General features: G+C 41.6%; 12 protein-coding genes. 3 read left to right on the forward strand and 9 right to left on the reverse strand.

Annotated features, from left to right (window positions below):
- Positions 1–32: 32 nt before the first annotated feature.
- Positions 33–2,507 carry a hybrid sensor histidine kinase/response regulator gene (locus tag FG28_RS04740; RefSeq protein ID WP_051947183.1) on the forward strand — a complete coding sequence of 825 codons (2,475 nt, stop codon included), beginning with the start codon at positions 33–35 and terminating at the stop codon, positions 2,505–2,507.
- On the opposite strand, the gene FG28_RS04745 is transcribed toward FG28_RS04740, so the two are convergent.
- The 6 genes from FG28_RS04745 to FG28_RS04770 all read right to left on the reverse strand — a co-directional run bounded on the left by FG28_RS04745 (position 2,482) and on the right by FG28_RS04770 (position 8,540).
- Positions 2,482–3,816, reverse strand: coding sequence for a sigma-54 dependent transcriptional regulator (locus tag FG28_RS04745; protein ID WP_036380362.1), 1,335 nt, complete (start codon positions 3,814–3,816; stop codon positions 2,482–2,484). The genes FG28_RS04740 and FG28_RS04745 overlap by 26 nt on opposite strands.
- 138 nt (positions 3,817–3,954) lie before the next feature.
- Positions 3,955–4,257, reverse strand: coding sequence for a hypothetical protein (locus tag FG28_RS04750; protein WP_036380363.1), 303 nt, complete (start codon positions 4,255–4,257; stop codon positions 3,955–3,957).
- Between the two features lie 657 nt (positions 4,258–4,914).
- Positions 4,915–7,014, reverse strand: coding sequence for a DUF4301 family protein (locus FG28_RS04755; protein WP_036380364.1), 2,100 nt, complete (start codon positions 7,012–7,014; stop codon positions 4,915–4,917).
- A complete protein-coding gene (gene pnuC / locus FG28_RS04760) occupies positions 6,969–7,610 on the reverse strand; it encodes a nicotinamide riboside transporter PnuC (protein ID WP_081894223.1) in 642 nt (213 codons plus the stop codon). The genes FG28_RS04755 and pnuC overlap by 46 nt, the downstream gene beginning before the upstream one ends.
- On the reverse strand, positions 7,594–7,854 hold the full coding sequence (locus tag FG28_RS04765; protein WP_036380365.1) for a YkoF family thiamine/hydroxymethylpyrimidine-binding protein: 261 nt from the start codon (positions 7,852–7,854) through the stop codon (positions 7,594–7,596). The genes pnuC and FG28_RS04765 overlap by 17 nt, the downstream gene beginning before the upstream one ends.
- Before the next feature lie 44 nt (positions 7,855–7,898).
- On the reverse strand, positions 7,899–8,540 hold the full coding sequence (locus FG28_RS04770) for a 4'-phosphopantetheinyl transferase superfamily protein (protein ID WP_036380366.1): 642 nt from the start codon (positions 8,538–8,540) through the stop codon (positions 7,899–7,901).
- 74 nt (positions 8,541–8,614) lie between these two features.
- On the opposite strand from FG28_RS04770, the gene ahcY reads away from it, so the two are divergent.
- Positions 8,615–9,931 (forward strand): adenosylhomocysteinase, encoded by a 1,317-nt coding sequence (ahcY, locus tag FG28_RS04775; RefSeq protein ID WP_036380367.1) that lies wholly within the window; start codon positions 8,615–8,617, stop codon positions 9,929–9,931.
- Between the two features lie 70 nt (positions 9,932–10,001).
- Here ahcY and FG28_RS04780 read toward each other — a convergent pair whose 3' ends face one another.
- Positions 10,002–10,580, reverse strand: coding sequence for a DUF3332 domain-containing protein (locus FG28_RS04780; RefSeq protein ID WP_036380368.1), 579 nt, complete (start codon positions 10,578–10,580; stop codon positions 10,002–10,004).
- A 158-nt stretch (positions 10,581–10,738) separates the two neighbouring features.
- Between FG28_RS04780 and FG28_RS04785 the strand changes: the two genes are divergently transcribed.
- Positions 10,739–11,851 carry a D-TA family PLP-dependent enzyme gene (locus FG28_RS04785; RefSeq protein WP_036386170.1) on the forward strand — a complete coding sequence of 371 codons (1,113 nt, stop codon included), beginning with the start codon at positions 10,739–10,741 and terminating at the stop codon, positions 11,849–11,851.
- Here the strand turns inward: FG28_RS04785 and FG28_RS04790 are convergent, their stop codons facing one another.
- Both FG28_RS04790 and FG28_RS04795 read right to left on the reverse strand, forming a co-directional pair.
- On the reverse strand, positions 11,852–12,874 hold the full coding sequence (locus tag FG28_RS04790) for a phytase (RefSeq protein ID WP_036380369.1): 1,023 nt from the start codon (positions 12,872–12,874) through the stop codon (positions 11,852–11,854). It abuts the gene before it with no gap.
- A gap of 94 nt (positions 12,875–12,968) precedes the next feature.
- Positions 12,969–15,872 carry a TonB-dependent receptor gene (locus tag FG28_RS04795; protein ID WP_081894488.1) on the reverse strand — a complete coding sequence of 968 codons (2,904 nt, stop codon included), beginning with the start codon at positions 15,870–15,872 and terminating at the stop codon, positions 12,969–12,971.
- Positions 15,873–15,898 lie beyond the last annotated feature (26 nt).

Raw genomic sequence — 15,898 nt, forward strand, 5'->3', positions numbered from 1 at the left:
TCAAAGCGTATATATCTTATAAACTGATGACAATGGACCATAAATCCAAAGGCAAGTTTACGTTAAAGATTATAAGCAGCTATGTGGTATTAGGGGTATTGGCCCTTTTGGCCGCTGGTTTTATCTATTCTGAATTCAAGAATTACGCTGCTTCGCAAAACAAGGAAGACGATAGCCTTAAACTGGTAAAGACCAACGTTCTATTGACCAATCTGTATGAGGCAGAAAATTTATCCAAGTTGGCACTTCAAACCAAGAAGCCAGGAGATCTTAAGGCTTATGCACAAAAAGTGGACTCCATTGATGCCCTTATTGATTCCTTAAAACCCTTGATTGATAATGTAACAGGCACTCAAGTTGCCAAGTTGGACAGCGTTCAGAAATTGCTGCAGCAAAAAGTATATAACAGCGCGGAACTTCGTAAACTAAAAGTGGAGAATGAAAATTCAGCTTCCATCGATTCCATTCTCCAAGCGTTTCACAAAATGGAAGTGGATATGGGTCGGATTACCCCCGAGACCTTTGTGCCCAATTTTGACGTGCTCTCTCCAGAAAAACAAAAGTTCATCCGAGAATATGTCGCCATTCTCAACAAAAATATACCAGACCACAATGGCACCACCAATGCCAAAAACATTGATTCCATTCTTCAGGTCTCAAAATCCATTTTAAACAAAGCTAAGGTAGAAAATGCGGCTATTGAGCGTTCCATGTTTCAAAAAGAATTACAGATTTACAGAACCGATTTGGAACTCTCCCAGAAAATGCGAAGTATTATTTCCACATTTGAGCGGGATATTGTACAAAAGGCATTTCGAGACAACCTAAATCAACAACAAATTCTAAGGCGAAGTACCCGTTTGGCCGGAGGTGCTATTATTTTGGGACTATTGATTGTAATTCTTTTTACGTTTCTCATTTCCCAGGATTTTTGGAAAATACAACGGTATCGGGACCAACTGGAACAGGAAAAGAAAAATTCTGAGTCCATTCTTAAAAGCCGGGAGCAGCTGATTACCACCGTGAGCCATGATTTACGAACCCCCCTGAACACCATTAGCGGTTATTCCGATTTAATGGAACATAGCGGCCTTAATGAAAAACAGCAGAAATATCTCAAAAATGTCAAATCTGCTTCGGGTTATGTGGAGAATTTGGTGAACGACCTATTGGATTTCTCAAAATTGGAAGCAGGCAAAATACATCTGGAAAGGATCCCATTTGTGCTTTCAAATCTAATTGAGGAGACAGCGCTTCATTTTAAGGAAGTCCACTCAAAAAAAGAAGTCGAGCTGCAACTGGAAATTGCGGAGGAATTGGAAAGACCCATCATCAGTGACCCCTTTCGAATCCGTCAAATCCTTACCAATATTATTGGCAATGCCTTTAAATTTACTCATGAAGGCTTCATAAAAATCCTAGCTTCCGTGGAGGAAAACAAGCAAGGTCCATGGGTGACAATAAAAGTTGAAGACACCGGCATTGGAATTGAAAAGAAAAAACAGGAATTCATTTTCAAAGAATTTACACAAGCTGAAAACAACACTACAGAGAAAAAATATGGCGGTTATGGACTGGGACTTACCATTTCCAAAAAATTGACGGCGCTTTTACATGGGAATTTGACATTGGAAAGTGAAAAGAACGTAGGGAGTACATTTACCATTTCGCTCCCTCTTGAATTTTCATCCAAGACCATCAAAAAACAAGACACTAAAAAACCGTCCTTTCAAAATCGATTATCATTGCTCATTCTGGACGATGATGAAAACATGTTGGGGTTATTGGAAGAAATTTGCCATGTCAATCAAATTGAAGTTCAGAGTTTCTCCCATTATTCCAAGCTTATAGAAATGTCCCCAAAAGGGTATGATGCCATCTTAACCGATATTCAAATGCCCGAAATAGACGGGTTTGGGGTTTTGGAAAAATTAAAACAAAATAATGTTCCCAATTATAAAGGTCAGCCCGTGATAGCCATGACGGGCCAAAAAGTCAAGGACAAGACCCCCTATATTGAAGCCGGTTTTATGGGAGTTCTCCAAAAGCCATTTTCCAGCGAATCCTTATTGGACATACTTTCCAAAATTTATGGATATATGGTTTCCAACACTAATGCCAACCCCTTACAAGAAACGATCCCAAAACCAAATACGAACCTATTCAATACTGAAGGCATTGCCGCTTTTTTGGAAAGCAACCACGCGGTTAGGGAAGTCCTAGAGGTTTTTATGGAAAATACCCTTAAAAACATGGAGCTCCTAACTTTGGCGGTGGAGCAAAATGATGCGGATGAACTACGATCCATATCCCATAAAATGCTCCCGATGTTCCGACAGTTGGAAATTCATGAAATCATTCCCATCCTACAACGATTGGAACAATTGAACGGGGATGCGCAAAGTAAATCGGTTTTCTCAGATTTAGGCCAACTGAAAAAAGTCATTTCCAAACTAGAAAATGCCATAATGGAATATCTGGCTATACTTCCAGCTCGTATTGGCTGATTTTATTGTAGAGGGTCTTACGGGTCATTTCAAGCAGTTTGGCCGCCTTGGTCTTGTTAAAGTTGGTTTGTTTCAGTGCATTCAGAATCCGTTCTTTTTCATATTCCGATTTTGAAAAATTTGATGCTGATGATTCTCCGGTTCCATTGACCACCACATCAGGAACTGACTGTACCATAACCGTATCGCCTTCCGTAAACAAAACCGCACGTTTTATCATGTTTTTCATTTCCCGGAGATTCCCCGGCCATGTATATTTTTGAAACAGCTGTTTTACCTCCTCTGAAAATCCCATGACTTCTTTCTCCAACTCCACATTGGATTTGTCCAAAAAATAATTGGCAAATAGCATAATATCCTCTGCCCGCTCTTTTAAGGAAGGTACCTCAATTGAAAACTCGTTCAGCCGGTGGTAGAGATCCTCCCTAAAATCACCTTTCTCTGAAGCTTTTAGTAAATTTTCATTGGTGGCTGCTATAATTCGAAGGTCTAAATGGATTTCCTTGGTGCTCCCTACCCGCTTTATTTTGCGCTCCTGAATGGCACGGAGCAGTTGAATTTGATGTTCATACGAAAGATTTCCCACCTCATCCAAAAAAAGGGTTCCTCCATTTGCGGCTTCAAAATGCCCAATTTTGTCCTCAATAGCCCCAGTAAAACTGCCTTTAACATGACCGAAAAACTCACTGGTGGCAATTTCTTTGGGAATGGCACCACAATCCACGGCAACAAATTTTTGACCCTCCCGTTTACTGGCCGTATGAATGGCCTTGGCCGTGACTTCTTTACCTGTTCCGCTTTCCCCGGTCAATAAAACCGACATATTGGTGGGGGCCACCAGTTGTATGTATTGTTGTAATTTTTTTGATTTCTCACTCTTCCCGACCAAAAAATGGGTTTGTCGCTCCTCTTTTTGAATCTCCTTCTTCTCTTTTGGTTTGGACGTTGGTTTGGTCTCAAGGGCGTTTTCAATGACCGATAAAATTTCCTCTGGGGTGAAGGGCTTGGAAATATAATCAAACGCACCTTTTTTCATGGCGTTGACAGCCGTTTTCACTTCAGCATAGCCCGTCATTAAAATCACTTGAGTTTTGGAAGATTCTGCCTTAATTTGGGATAATAGTGTGACACCATTTCCTTTGGGAAGCCTAACATCGGAAAGGATGACATCAAAGACTGAATCGTTCAATTTTTCCTCGGCCTCTTTTATGGAATAGCTTGTGGAGACCTCATAATTATGCCTGGTCAAAAACTTTTGCAGCATTTGACAAAAGGAAGTGTCGTCTTCAATGATTAAGATTTTGGGCATAATCGTGTCAGTATCTAATATACGATGCCAACACATTTTGAGACTCCCATAATTTGATAAAATTATCACAAAAGAAAGGGCTGCAAAAGCAGCCCTTTCTAAACCAAACTAACTAACCTAACACGGTATCGAAAACTATTACATTTCAATCCAGTTTCCTTCGGCATCAGCATATACGGTACCTTTGGTGCCATCCTCCAAGGACAATTCCAATTTGTACTGGTCTTGATCGTTTTTGTATGCTTTGTCAACTGTGGCAGTGGGGTAATTTTGTGCCACGGCTGATGTCACGGCCTCAGGAAGGTCAGAAACACTGATTTCCTCAAAATCTCCAACGGTGATTACGGTTGCTTTATCTTCATCCAACTCTGGAGTGTCTACATTGGCAAAGGCTGTGAATCCAACAAAAGATAGTACGGTTGCTAAAACTAGATTTTTCATGGTATATGATTTTAATTGTTAAACTTGACTATCTACATGAAAAACCAGTGCCAAGATTTTCCATAAGGCTAAGAATAATTTAACCTCCTAAAAACATGTCTATTAGGAAGTAAAGTGATTTTTACAGACTGTGTAAAACTGTATAGAAAATCTTTAAACTGTATATTTTTTACACAGGAAAGGCTGCCGAAGCAGCCTTTCAATGCCAACATCATAATCCCAAGGAAAAGACTATGAACGAGATTGGCATAGTGGAAAATGCATGGTCAGTGTTTATTGCATAGCATCATCCTGGTTTTTTTGTTGATCCTTATTCTTGTTGAATTTATTTTTCGCATAAGATGCCAAAAGGTAGATTACCATAGCCATTGCAATTAAATTAAGGAATAGAATTACTTTATATATCATGGTGCTTTGGTGCCATTATCGTTTAAGCCCTATTGGTAAAAGAAAGCCGTACATGGTGCACGGCCTCCTAACCAAATCAACCAACCTAATCTGAATAATCACAAGGATTATCCATCGCTTGTCCTATTGCAAGTTGCAATAGGATGGTCTGTTACTTCTTTTGACACTAATTTTTTGGAAAGGTCACATGGGGAACAAAAAAATCCGCCTTTTTAAAGAGCGGATTTTAACTAATTGTTTTTAAGTATTTTAGGCTTGGTGCGTAGGCTTCAAAAGGTCATTGACCGTTTTCACCGGGTTAAAAGTAACCAGAGGGACCTCCACAAAAATGGTATTCCAAAAGGCCATGGCTCCGTTCCAAAGTCCGGGAAGTTCCAAAGCTTTTAATTCTTTTCCTTCTTGGGTTTTTCCCGTAATAAATCCTTGTTTTTCATCCACAAAATCCAAGAGGTTGTATTTTTCGCCTTTATGATTGCGAACACCGCAGACCAAATCAACGGGATTGAAGTGGGTTGAGTTTTTTAAAATGGCTGCTTGCTCGTCATTGGACATGTCTATCTGTGCGGACTCGATGATCTGTAGTGAAATATTTCCTTCGCCATCCTTAATCCAAAATGGTCCGCCACCGGGCTCTCCTTCATTTTTGACCATTCCACAAATCCGTATGGGTCTGTTTATCCTGTCCTTCAAAATTGAGAGTTGCTCATCAACGGACAGTTCGTCATAATTTTTGGGCATACGCACATTGAGGTCCTTTTCCAAAAATGCCTTGATTTGATCGGCAGTTTCTGGTGAAACATCACCCGCATCCAATTGCTTGGCATAGGCAAATGCCTTATCCTGAACTTTTTTAAGTACCCCTGCCAACATTTTTTTACTATTGGCCACGGCTTTCAAATTTTTGTCGATGACCACATTGTCAATGTTTTTGATGAAAATGATATCGGCTTCTTGATCGTTAAGGTTTTCAATAAGAGCTCCGTGACCCCCAGGCCTAAATAAAATGGACCCATCACCATTTTTAAAGGGTTTGTTGTCCATATCCACGGCTATGGTATCGGTAGATGGTTTCTGATTAGAATAGGAAATATCGAATTCGGTTTTAGTGGACTTCGAAATTTTGGGAGCCACCTTAGCTTCTTCGGCAGCGAACATATCATCATGCTGTTCCGAAACGGTAAAGTGAAGATTGGCCTTCCCGTCAGTTTTTGCATAGAGGGCAGCTTCCTTTAAATGCTCCTCAAAAGGAGTGGCGCTTCCGGAATCATACTCATGAAACGGCAATAACCCTTTTGGATAGAAGCCGTAGTTCAAGCCATCTTCCATAAGCATTTCCTTTACAAAAAGATAAGCTTCCTCATCTTTGTTGGCTGCCTTACCCTTAATTCGTCCCATGATCAAATCATAAAAAGGGAACTTGGGCATTTGCTCCGTAAACTTTTTGGCATCAGTATCGCCCGTTCGTTCTATATAGGCCGAAAGTGATTCTTTGGAAGGGTCATAAGCGTCCACAAAATTGAACATGGCCTTGAACATTCGGGATGCTGCTCCAGAGGCAGGAACAAATTTCAATAAATCAAGATTACCGCGGGCATTTTCAAAATATTGGATGAGTTCTTCTTGTTCCTTTTCTGAAAACCGGAGGATGCCATTGGACACAACGGCGGCCTTTACCAAATCCACAAAAGGGATTCCCTCTTTAAAAGTTTCTATTTGGCGGGCTACTTTTTCTTTGGAAATGCCTTTGCTTTCCAATTGTTGCAAGTCTTTTGGACTTAAATCGATCATGTTATGAAGGAGTTTATCAATGTGTTTTATTGCTGTTGAAAGCCGAGATGCTTTATCTCCCTTTAAAATAATAAAATTCCTGTTATATTTTTCTAAAGTTTCCTGGAAATACGCAAACATTCGTTCTCGTTCATCAGGTTTGTCCCGAAGGTCGTCCGCTTCCCAAGGCGTATCAATATAAGTCAGTAGATATAAGTCATACGAATTCTCTAACGCATACTTCTCCAAAACGGGGTCACAAGAACCCAGATAATATGCCTCTGAATATACTTTGGTCTCCAAAAGATCCGTATCACAAATAAGAACTTTATCAGCTTTTTTGGCTAATTGGTTTTCCAATCGCATTTGTCCATGAGCAATGGGCACTAAATCTTTGGGCTCACAGGTCTTTTGTTCCCTATCCCATTTGTCCTGAAGATATTCCCGCGCATACTCAGCTACCCATTCTGTGTTGTAATGATGGGCCAATGCTCTGGCCAGAGTGGTCTTTCCAGTGGATTCAGGCCCAAAAAGGACTATTTTGATGAGGTCTGTAGGGTCTTGTCCAAGTCTTTCTTCCATGCTAAATATCCCTGAATGGCCAGTACGGTGAAGATAAGGTATTGCAATGAAAACATGCCCCATCCCCTATACGCATACAAAGGCACCGTTATTATATCCCCTATGATCCAAAGGGTCCAGTTTTCCAATTTCTTGTTGGCCATGTACCACATTCCGGTAAAAAAGATTCCCGAAGTAAGAATGTCAACATAGTTGGTAGCCTTTATTTCTGCACCAAAGGCCTGATACACCCCAAAGGTTATCAATAGGGTGAGTAGGAAAAGACCAAAACCAATCCATTTTTCCCTAGTATTGGTCCTTGAAATCTTTACTACAAATTCCCTGTTCTGTTTTCTTCGGGCCCAGTTCCACCATCCATATATACTCATGATGGAAAAGTAGAAGTTCATCATCATATCCCCCAACAAACGATCCACAAAAAAGATATAGGTGGTAATGGCCGTAGCCACCAGCCCGGTAGGGTAGACCATAATATCCTCCCGCTTGGCATATACCACACTGGCTATTCCAAAGAAAAAAGCGGTGGCCTCTAAAATGATCAAGGAGAGCTCCCGATCTTCATAAGGTCCAATAAAAAAATCAAAAATGGGGTTCATAGTCGCTTCGGTCCGATTTTACCATTTTCATGGTCAACACCACATGTTCCAAATTCTCAAAAGCTTCCTTGATTTCGGTTTGAAGCAATTCCATGACCTTTTCGTACTCCCCAAACACTTGGGTACTTAACGGATTTTCCAAGACCGTAAGTCCAGAAGCGCGCAATTTTTTGATAAAATCAATGATCGGGGGTTCAAAATTATCTTGAAGTGGCGTAAGGGTAAGTTCAACAGAAATTTTCATGGGCTATGCAGAATTTTCAGGGGCAAAACTACAAAAAGGAATCGTCATCCCCCCATCATTTTTAGGGCATATACGCAGGTGAAGCCTTCAAATTCCAAAAATTCAATCTCATAATGGGATTTCTTGCCCTTGTATAAAATTTCGGCCAAAGTTCGGGAATCCTCAAAGGTAAAATCCATTACATTTATATGCCTCAAAAAACTCAATCCCTGCTGCGCATATATTTTGTAGAGCGATTCCTTGGCTCCCCAAACAATGGTGAGCTTTCTGATGAGCGCATCGGTATTGGCCAAGGTTTTATACTCTTCAATGGGGGTGAATTTATGGGCAATCCGAAGAATTTTGCCCCGCTGCATCTCTATATCAATGCCCACTTCATCGGATTCACTCACAATAATCCCCGTAAAATTGTGCGAATGGGTGATGGAAATATGGTTCCCATCCTTTAGGTGTGGTTTCCCGAAATCGTCATAAAACAAATCTTGGTCCACGTAGCCTGCTTGGGCCATTAAATGCCTGATACTCAAAAAAGCCCTCCGGTGTGCTTCGGATTTCATGCCATCCATGCGGTTTTGGCAATGCGGGGTCAGCACAATTCCATCTGCTAAATCCTGTTCCGCCTCCTCGACCTTCCAAATGTAGACAGATGTTGTTGGAGAAACTGTTATGGTTTTGTAAATAGGCATGACCAAAAGTTAAGCGAATTCGTATCTTTGTCGCACTATAAAGCGAAGCTACAAAAGTAAATTTATATAAAGTTATGAGCACAAAGACAATTCCGTATGTACCTTATAAGGTAAAGGACATTTCCCTGGCACAATGGGGTAGAAAAGAGATTGAGCTTGCCGAGGCCGAAATGCCCGGACTTATGGCATTGCGGGAAGAATACGGTAAGGAACAGCCCTTAAAGGGAGCGCGAATTGCCGGTTGCCTGCACATGACCATACAAACAGCCGTCTTGATAGAGACCTTGGTGGCTCTAGGTGCCGAAGTGACTTGGAGTTCCTGCAACATTTTCTCTACCCAAGACCACGCTGCTGCCGCCATAGCCGCGGCTGGGATTCCTGTGTATGCTTGGAAGGGCATGAACGAAGAAGAATTCGATTGGTGTATTGAACAAACCTTGTTTTTTGGAGAGGAAAGACAGCCTTTAAATATGATCTTGGATGATGGGGGAGACCTTACCAACATGGTTTTTGACAAATACCCAGAATTGGCAGCAGGAATCAGAGGGCTCTCTGAAGAGACCACAACCGGAGTTCACCGTTTGTACGAGCGAATGAAAAAGGGCACATTGCCCATGCCCGCCATCAACGTGAACGACTCTGTGACCAAGTCCAAGTTCGATAATAAATATGGATGTCGTGAAAGTGCCGTGGATGCCATCCGAAGGGCTACCGATACCATGTTGGCCGGAAAACGAGTTGTGGTTGCCGGATATGGTGATGTTGGAAAAGGAACGGCCGCTTCTTTCCGTGGGGCAGGAGCTATTGTTACTGTCACTGAAATTGACCCTATCTGTGCGCTTCAGGCCTGTATGGATGGTTACGAAGTAAAAAAATTGGAGACCGTTATCTCAAATGCCGATGTGGTGATTACTGCTACCGGGAACAAGGATATTATCCGTGAAGAGCATTTCCGTGCTTTGAAAGACAAGGCCATTGTCTGCAATATTGGACATTTTGACAATGAAATCGATATGGCCTGGTTGAACAAAAACTACGGCAATACCAAAGATGAAATAAAACCACAAGTGGACAAGTATACCATTGATGGCAAAGATTTGGTGATCTTGGCCGAAGGCCGACTGGTAAATTTGGGCTGTGCCACGGGACACCCCAGTTTTGTGATGAGCAATTCGTTCACCAACCAAACGCTGGCGCAAATTGAGCTTTGGAACCACAGCGACAAATACGAAAACGAAGTGTACATGCTTCCCAAGCATTTGGATGAAAAAGTAGCCCAACTGCATTTGGCCCGTTTGGGTGCAGAACTGACCGAGCTTAAGGAAGACCAAGCGGAATACATTGGTGTGGAGGTAAAAGGCCCCTTTAAGCCGGATTATTACAGGTACTAGAAGACCAACTCTTTTTTTATAAAGAAAAACCCATGGCTAACACCATGGGTTTTTTAGTAGCTTTTAGGTTTTAATCCGCTAAAAGGCTTTCGGAATAATAACAGGTCTTGTTTTCTTGTAGAATGGCCAACCCTTCTTCACGCGTGCTCATTGGGTCTATTTTAACTTTTTCACCATTGGGCATGTACACAATATAGAATCCTTCCTCAAAAGAAGATAGTTTGATAATTTCTCCATTGGGTCTGATGGCATTCCAAGATTTTTCATCAGGCTTATAAAATAATTCCAATTTCTTGCCCTTCTTAGGTCCTTCAACCACAGTAACCTGTATGCGGTTTTGTGTGGCCACCATTTTAAAGGTGTTCCCATCGTGTTCTACCATTTGGGTCTCGGATTCGCCCGGTTTCATGGCAATGGGGTTAGATCCAGACCAAAATTCGATGACGTTGAAAATCAATACGTCGCCAAGAAAAAACAATCCATAAACAGGAACGATGTTCAATCCCCAAAAAATAAGGTTGTCCAAAAATTTGCTGTCGGTAGCACCTTGGTTCCAATCCTTAAGGTTGTTGAATGCTTTAAAAGACCCCAAACAACTGGAGAACAAAATTGCTGAGGACAACAACAAGCAAGTGGTGAATTTTTTCATGATATTAAGATTTATAGTTAATGTTCTTAAAGCTACGAAAAGCATTTAATATTTAATGAATTAGGTCACATCCCTTTTTTGGCGAAAAATTCAAACTAGTTTCCATACAAATGATTACATTGTTTTTCAAATCAAGTTTGAAACAAACAGTAGGGAAAATGTCCAAAGATTGGTATGAAATTGAAAATGTGGAAACGGTAGATTCGCCTTCCATAGCATTGTACCCCGAACATCTCAAGTACAATATCAATGAGATGATCACCTTGGTGGATGGCCAAACCAAAAGATTGATGCCGCACATTAAAACCAATAAAATGCCCGAGGTAATGGAAGTTTTATTGGAGTCGGGAATTACCAATTTTAAAGCTTCCACCATTTCTGAAGCAGAAATTGCTGCCGAGGCTGGTGCCAAATCTGTATTAATTGCCCATCAGTTGGTAGGACCTAAAATAGACCGATTTTTACATTTAATTCAACACTATCCCGAAACCCAGTTTTCCACTATTTTGGACAATGAGGATAGCGCAGAACTTTTGAACCAAAAAGCGTTGGAGCAAGAGCTTTCCGTTGCTGTTTATATTGACATAAACAATGGAATGGACCGTTCCGGAATTGAAATTGGCCCGGGACTGGATGAGCTTATGGCTTATTTAAAAATATGTAAGTCTTTGGTTTTTAAAGGACTTCATGCCTATGATGGTCACTTAAGGGATCCTGATTTTGAAGTTCGAAACCAAAAAATAGAAAAAGGGGTGAAAGATGTTGAAGTCTATTTTGAAGCGTTGCGAGACGATTATCCCCTAGCCGAATTGATCTGCGGAGGGACACCTTCTTTCACTTCGCATTTGCAAAAAGAAAAAAGAATAACCAGTCCTGGAACCTGTGTGCTTTGGGACTGGGGCTACGGTGAAAAATTAACCGAACAGCACTTTAAATATGCCGCTCTTTTGGTCACACGAATTATCTCCAAGCCTACAGAAGAAATTATTACCGTGGATTTGGGGCATAAATCCGTTGCCGGGGAAAATCCGATTGACAAACGTGTTAAATTCCTGAATCTGGACAATTATGAGTTGCTTTCACAAAGCGAAGAGCACGGTGTAATCAAGGTAAAAGATTGGGACAAATACAAAGTCGGGGATGTCCTGTACGGTGTTCCGTACCATATTTGTCCCACTATTAATCTTCATGATGAAGTTTCCGTTATTGAAAACGGTAAAAAGGTCGATACTTGGGAAATTACCGCCCGAAAACGAAAACTTCGGTTTTAATCATCGGTTTAAATCCAAAGCTTTGTTCAAATCATAAAAGTAGAAGTTCTTTTCATCGTTCATTGCAGCGAAAAGTCCGTTTGGAAAAGTGTCGTTCAACGGAACTGTGACCACGTCACACCCATCGGTTTCCATGGTGGATAGGTTTACCGCCTTGATGAAGCTGTTGTCCTTTCTGGAAAAAATATTGAACTGGCCCCGTTGTTGATCGGAAACGATAATATAGCCTTCGCCATTGGGGTATGTGGCAATGGCAATTCCTTCGATGTCCTCCAAAAAGTATTCTCCTCCAAAACAAGCCAATTCCTGATTTCCCATTTCAGGCTCGGCATGGTATTTTTTTACACATTCGCCCTCATCGGAATAGTATACAAAACCGAGTTCATTGTCCACAGCAATGGCCTCAATTTCTTTTCCGCCGGTAAAACTTCCAAATTTCCGGACCAAATTGGTCGACACCCCCGTGCTATCCGATTCCAATTTATATTGATACAAATAGGAACCGCTTGGTCCAATTTTTCGACCTACAATGGCATAGACCGAGGAATCTTTTGGTGATTTGTACAGGCTGATGCCCATGGCCAAACGCTGTTCCACATCGGTTTCATCTTCAAAAACGGGAAAGCCGCCACCGTCCAAGGGTTTCATATCAGGGACGGAGAACAACCGAATTTGTTGTTTCTCCCGTTCCGTGAAGGCAATCACATCTACAGCAACGGAATCATTTAATTGAAAACCATATTCCAAATCCACATTATTGGGGCGTTGAATGTTGGTGATTGATTTCTCTTTGATGATCTTTCCATCGAGATCAAAGGCATAGACCCCTCCGTTAGTTTCCTTATCCGTCCCAAAAACAATACTTTTTGATGAGTCTTGGGGATTAATCCAAATGGCAGGGTCATCGGTATCGTTCGGTGTTCTTTCCGTAATGATATCCGGGGCGATGGCCGGTAATTTATTGCCTTGCTTGCACGAGATGATCCCCAGTACCAAAACAAATGGAATATATAATTTTTTCATAATAGAAATTCTATGGATATAGGTCGTCACTCCAAGTACCCACCCATTGTGGGCGGGCACTCATCATGACTTAGTATATAAAATACTACCTGAATTATTTTCTGAACAAATCGTATTTCAACCCGAATGTAAAGCGGATATCGTAAAATTCGGCTTGTTGGGTCCTTTCTTTTACACTTTGGAAATACCGTAGGGGTTGATTGGTGATGTTGTTCACATCGGTATAGATCCTCAAGTTATTGGTAATGGCATAGCTGGCATTGAAATCCAAGAAGAACTGGGTATCATAGTACCGATCTTCAAAAGCGTTACCCCCAATTTCATCGATATAGGAATCGGAAAAGTTGGCTGAAAGTCGAGCACTGAACCTTTTATCGGCATAGCCCAAAGACCCGTTGAACATATTGGGCGCGGTGTTGGGGAGATCCAAATCGGTACGCTCGTCACCATCCTCATTGCGGATACCATCGGCACTGGAAGATAAGTAGGTATAGTTTAAATAAATACTGAAGTTTCTAGCGAAGCCAGGCAAGAAGTCCAGTTGACGTTGGAAGGATACCTCAGCTCCAAAAATGGAAGCGGAGTCGCCATTCAATGGTTGAAAAACATCGTAGCCTGTGGTCCCTGCTCCAAAAGAATCGTTTTCGGCTTCTGTAATGAACGTGTATATAAAATCATTGATTCTTTTATAGAAAAGACCACCGGAAACAATACCCACACTCTGAAAATAATGTTCTGCATTCAAATCGAAATTCATGGAAGTGGTTGGATCCAATTCTGGGTTACCCACGATGACCTCGGCATCTTCATTGACAATCTCTGACCTAGGAATTAAATCCACATAATTGGGACGGGCCAAGGTGTTGGTCCAAGCAAATCGAAGGATGGTGTTGGTGTCCACATCGTATTTAAAGTGAAGGCCCGGCATGACATTGGTATAGGAGTTTTCATCTGAAACGCGCTCTACTTCAATACCTTCCTCAATACCGTTGTCCTCATCTTCTTCAATGTAAATGACCCTGTTCCCATCAGATTCCAGTTTGGTGTTCTCCACACGGACACCCGCCAAGACACTTAAATTACTGGAAAGCTTTTGGTTGATCATGGCGTAGGCACCTAGAACATTTTCTTTTACCTCAAAATTGCCCGGTAAAAATTCGTCAAGTAAAGCCTCTCCATTGGAACTGTTCAAATTCAACGAACCCAACCACTCCTCACTGGCAAAATTGCCCGCTTGGTATTTGGGTCCTGCCAAGTAATCTGGGTCTGTGTAATTTTTGATGGGAACATCACCCAAGGTTGGAAAATCGTCCTCCAAATCGTATTCGAAGAAATCATTGTTTCTTTCCTTCGTCTTGAATCTACCTCTTGCCCCAAATTTCACAGAACCATCACCCCGAGCAAAAATATCCGCTGGCAGTTCAAAATTCACAAAGAAGTTCATATCCTCTTCTTCCGTGTATTGGTTCTCATTGGTGATTTCTCCAAACTCAAAACTGCCCAAATCATCAAAATCGGCAGGATCTGCAGCAGTCATTATAGGATACCTAGGGTTACTGTTATCATTTCTCACAATGTACTCTGACTCGTATTCGGCATAACGCTCATTCAAGCGTTCTTCGGAAGCTTTGGCATAAGCTGCCATCCAATCCATTTTTAAAGACCCAAACAAGTGGTTGCCTCCCAAGGTGTAGTTCTGCATGCGCTGATCTTCCAAACGACGGTTTTTGTTTCGGCCACCTGCAATACCACCTTTACTCTGTCTTTTAACCTCAGCAGGAAAGCGAGTCAATTTTCCATTGTTTACTGAAAAATCTCCCACTTCAATATCTTCTCCATCCAAAATCTCATACTCCAATCGAAATCTGTTCTCACGGTCATCTCTCCAATTGTACATCGTTTTTAAGAAAATGTTGTTGTTGGCATTGATTTGGTAGTCGAAATTGGCTGAAAAACTTCTTCTTACCCGTTGTACCAAATAGGTTCTCTGCTCGGTAACATTGGTATATGGATCCACATCCACTTCTTCCAAGATAGGCTCCCCTTCGTCATCATCCTCTCCTGTGTAGTATTCAAATTCATCGGCCCATTCGGCTTCAACATCATCCGAACCAAAATCATTGTCATTGATGGTTGCGGAAAACATGTATCCGAATTTGCCGTCATTGGTTCGATCACCTATCAAAAGGGAACCGTTCCATATTCTTTTATCAGTAATAAAATTAACTCCCGATCCTGCGGTTGCGGAAATCCTAAATCCTTGCGGAGCGGTACGGGTAACCAAATTTACAGATCCCCCCAAAGCATCGGCATCCATATCTGGCGTTACTGCCTTGTTCACCTCAATGGTCTGAATCATATCGGAAGGAATCAAATCCATCTGAATGTTCCGGTTATCGGATTCTGCGGAAGGAATACGGCTCCCGTTCAAGGTAACGGAGTTTAATTGTGGAGACAAACCTCGAACGATAATGTTTCTTGCTTCACCTTGATCCACCTGCATGGTGATGCCAGGAATACGTTTTACGGCATCCCCGATATTGGCATCGGGGAATTTCCCGATCTGGTCCGTGGAAACCACATTAGTGATATTCAAATTGGTGCGTTGGGTATTCAAGGCCTTGGCTTGACCACTAAGTCCGTAGGCACTCACTTGAACTTCATCCAGTTCAACATTGCTTGGGTTCAATACAATACTCACCGCGGCTGTGCGACCTCCCGTTACAGAGACTTCTTGGTCAACATCGGCATAGCCCATGTAGGTTATTTTTAAAGTATAGCTCCCTTCAGGAATACTGACCAAGGTAAATCTACCATCAAAATCGGTAATGGCTCCTTTGGAAAGCGATTCAATGAATACGTTGGCACCTGGAACATAAATCCCGTTCTCGTCAGTAATTGTTCCTTGGATATTCCCTGTCTGAGCTTGAGCTTTTAACAGTCCAAACATCAAAAAAAGCGTTACAAAAAGTAGTTTCTTTAGGTTCATTGGTTTCATTTTGGTTCTTGTTAGAATGCAATCCA

The sequence above is a fragment of the Muricauda sp. MAR_2010_75 genome, from assembly GCF_000745185.1.
In the GTDB taxonomy this organism is placed as follows: Bacteria; Bacteroidota; Bacteroidia; order Flavobacteriales; family Flavobacteriaceae; genus Flagellimonas.

Excerpts from the sequence above, each read along its gene's own strand:
- FG28_RS04740 (WP_051947183.1), top strand. The coding sequence starts at position 33 with ATGGACCATAAATCCAAAGGCAAGTTTACGTTAAAGATTATAAGCAGC.
- FG28_RS04745 (WP_036380362.1), bottom strand. The coding sequence starts at position 3,816 with ATGCCCAAAATCTTAATCATTGAAGACGACACTTCCTTTTGTCAAATG.
- FG28_RS04750 (WP_036380363.1), bottom strand. The coding sequence starts at position 4,257 with ATGAAAAATCTAGTTTTAGCAACCGTACTATCTTTTGTTGGATTCACA.
- FG28_RS04755 (WP_036380364.1), bottom strand. The coding sequence starts at position 7,014 with ATGGAAGAAAGACTTGGACAAGACCCTACAGACCTCATCAAAATAGTC.
- pnuC (WP_081894223.1), bottom strand. The coding sequence starts at position 7,610 with ATGAACCCCATTTTTGATTTTTTTATTGGACCTTATGAAGATCGGGAG.
- FG28_RS04765 (WP_036380365.1), bottom strand. The coding sequence starts at position 7,854 with ATGAAAATTTCTGTTGAACTTACCCTTACGCCACTTCAAGATAATTTT.
- FG28_RS04770 (WP_036380366.1), bottom strand. The coding sequence starts at position 8,540 with ATGCCTATTTACAAAACCATAACAGTTTCTCCAACAACATCTGTCTAC.
- ahcY (WP_036380367.1), top strand. The coding sequence starts at position 8,615 with ATGAGCACAAAGACAATTCCGTATGTACCTTATAAGGTAAAGGACATT.
- FG28_RS04780 (WP_036380368.1), bottom strand. The coding sequence starts at position 10,580 with ATGAAAAAATTCACCACTTGCTTGTTGTTGTCCTCAGCAATTTTGTTC.
- FG28_RS04785 (WP_036386170.1), top strand. The coding sequence starts at position 10,739 with ATGTCCAAAGATTGGTATGAAATTGAAAATGTGGAAACGGTAGATTCG.
- FG28_RS04790 (WP_036380369.1), bottom strand. The coding sequence starts at position 12,874 with ATGAAAAAATTATATATTCCATTTGTTTTGGTACTGGGGATCATCTCG.
- FG28_RS04795 (WP_081894488.1), bottom strand. The coding sequence starts at position 15,872 with ATGAAACCAATGAACCTAAAGAAACTACTTTTTGTAACGCTTTTTTTG.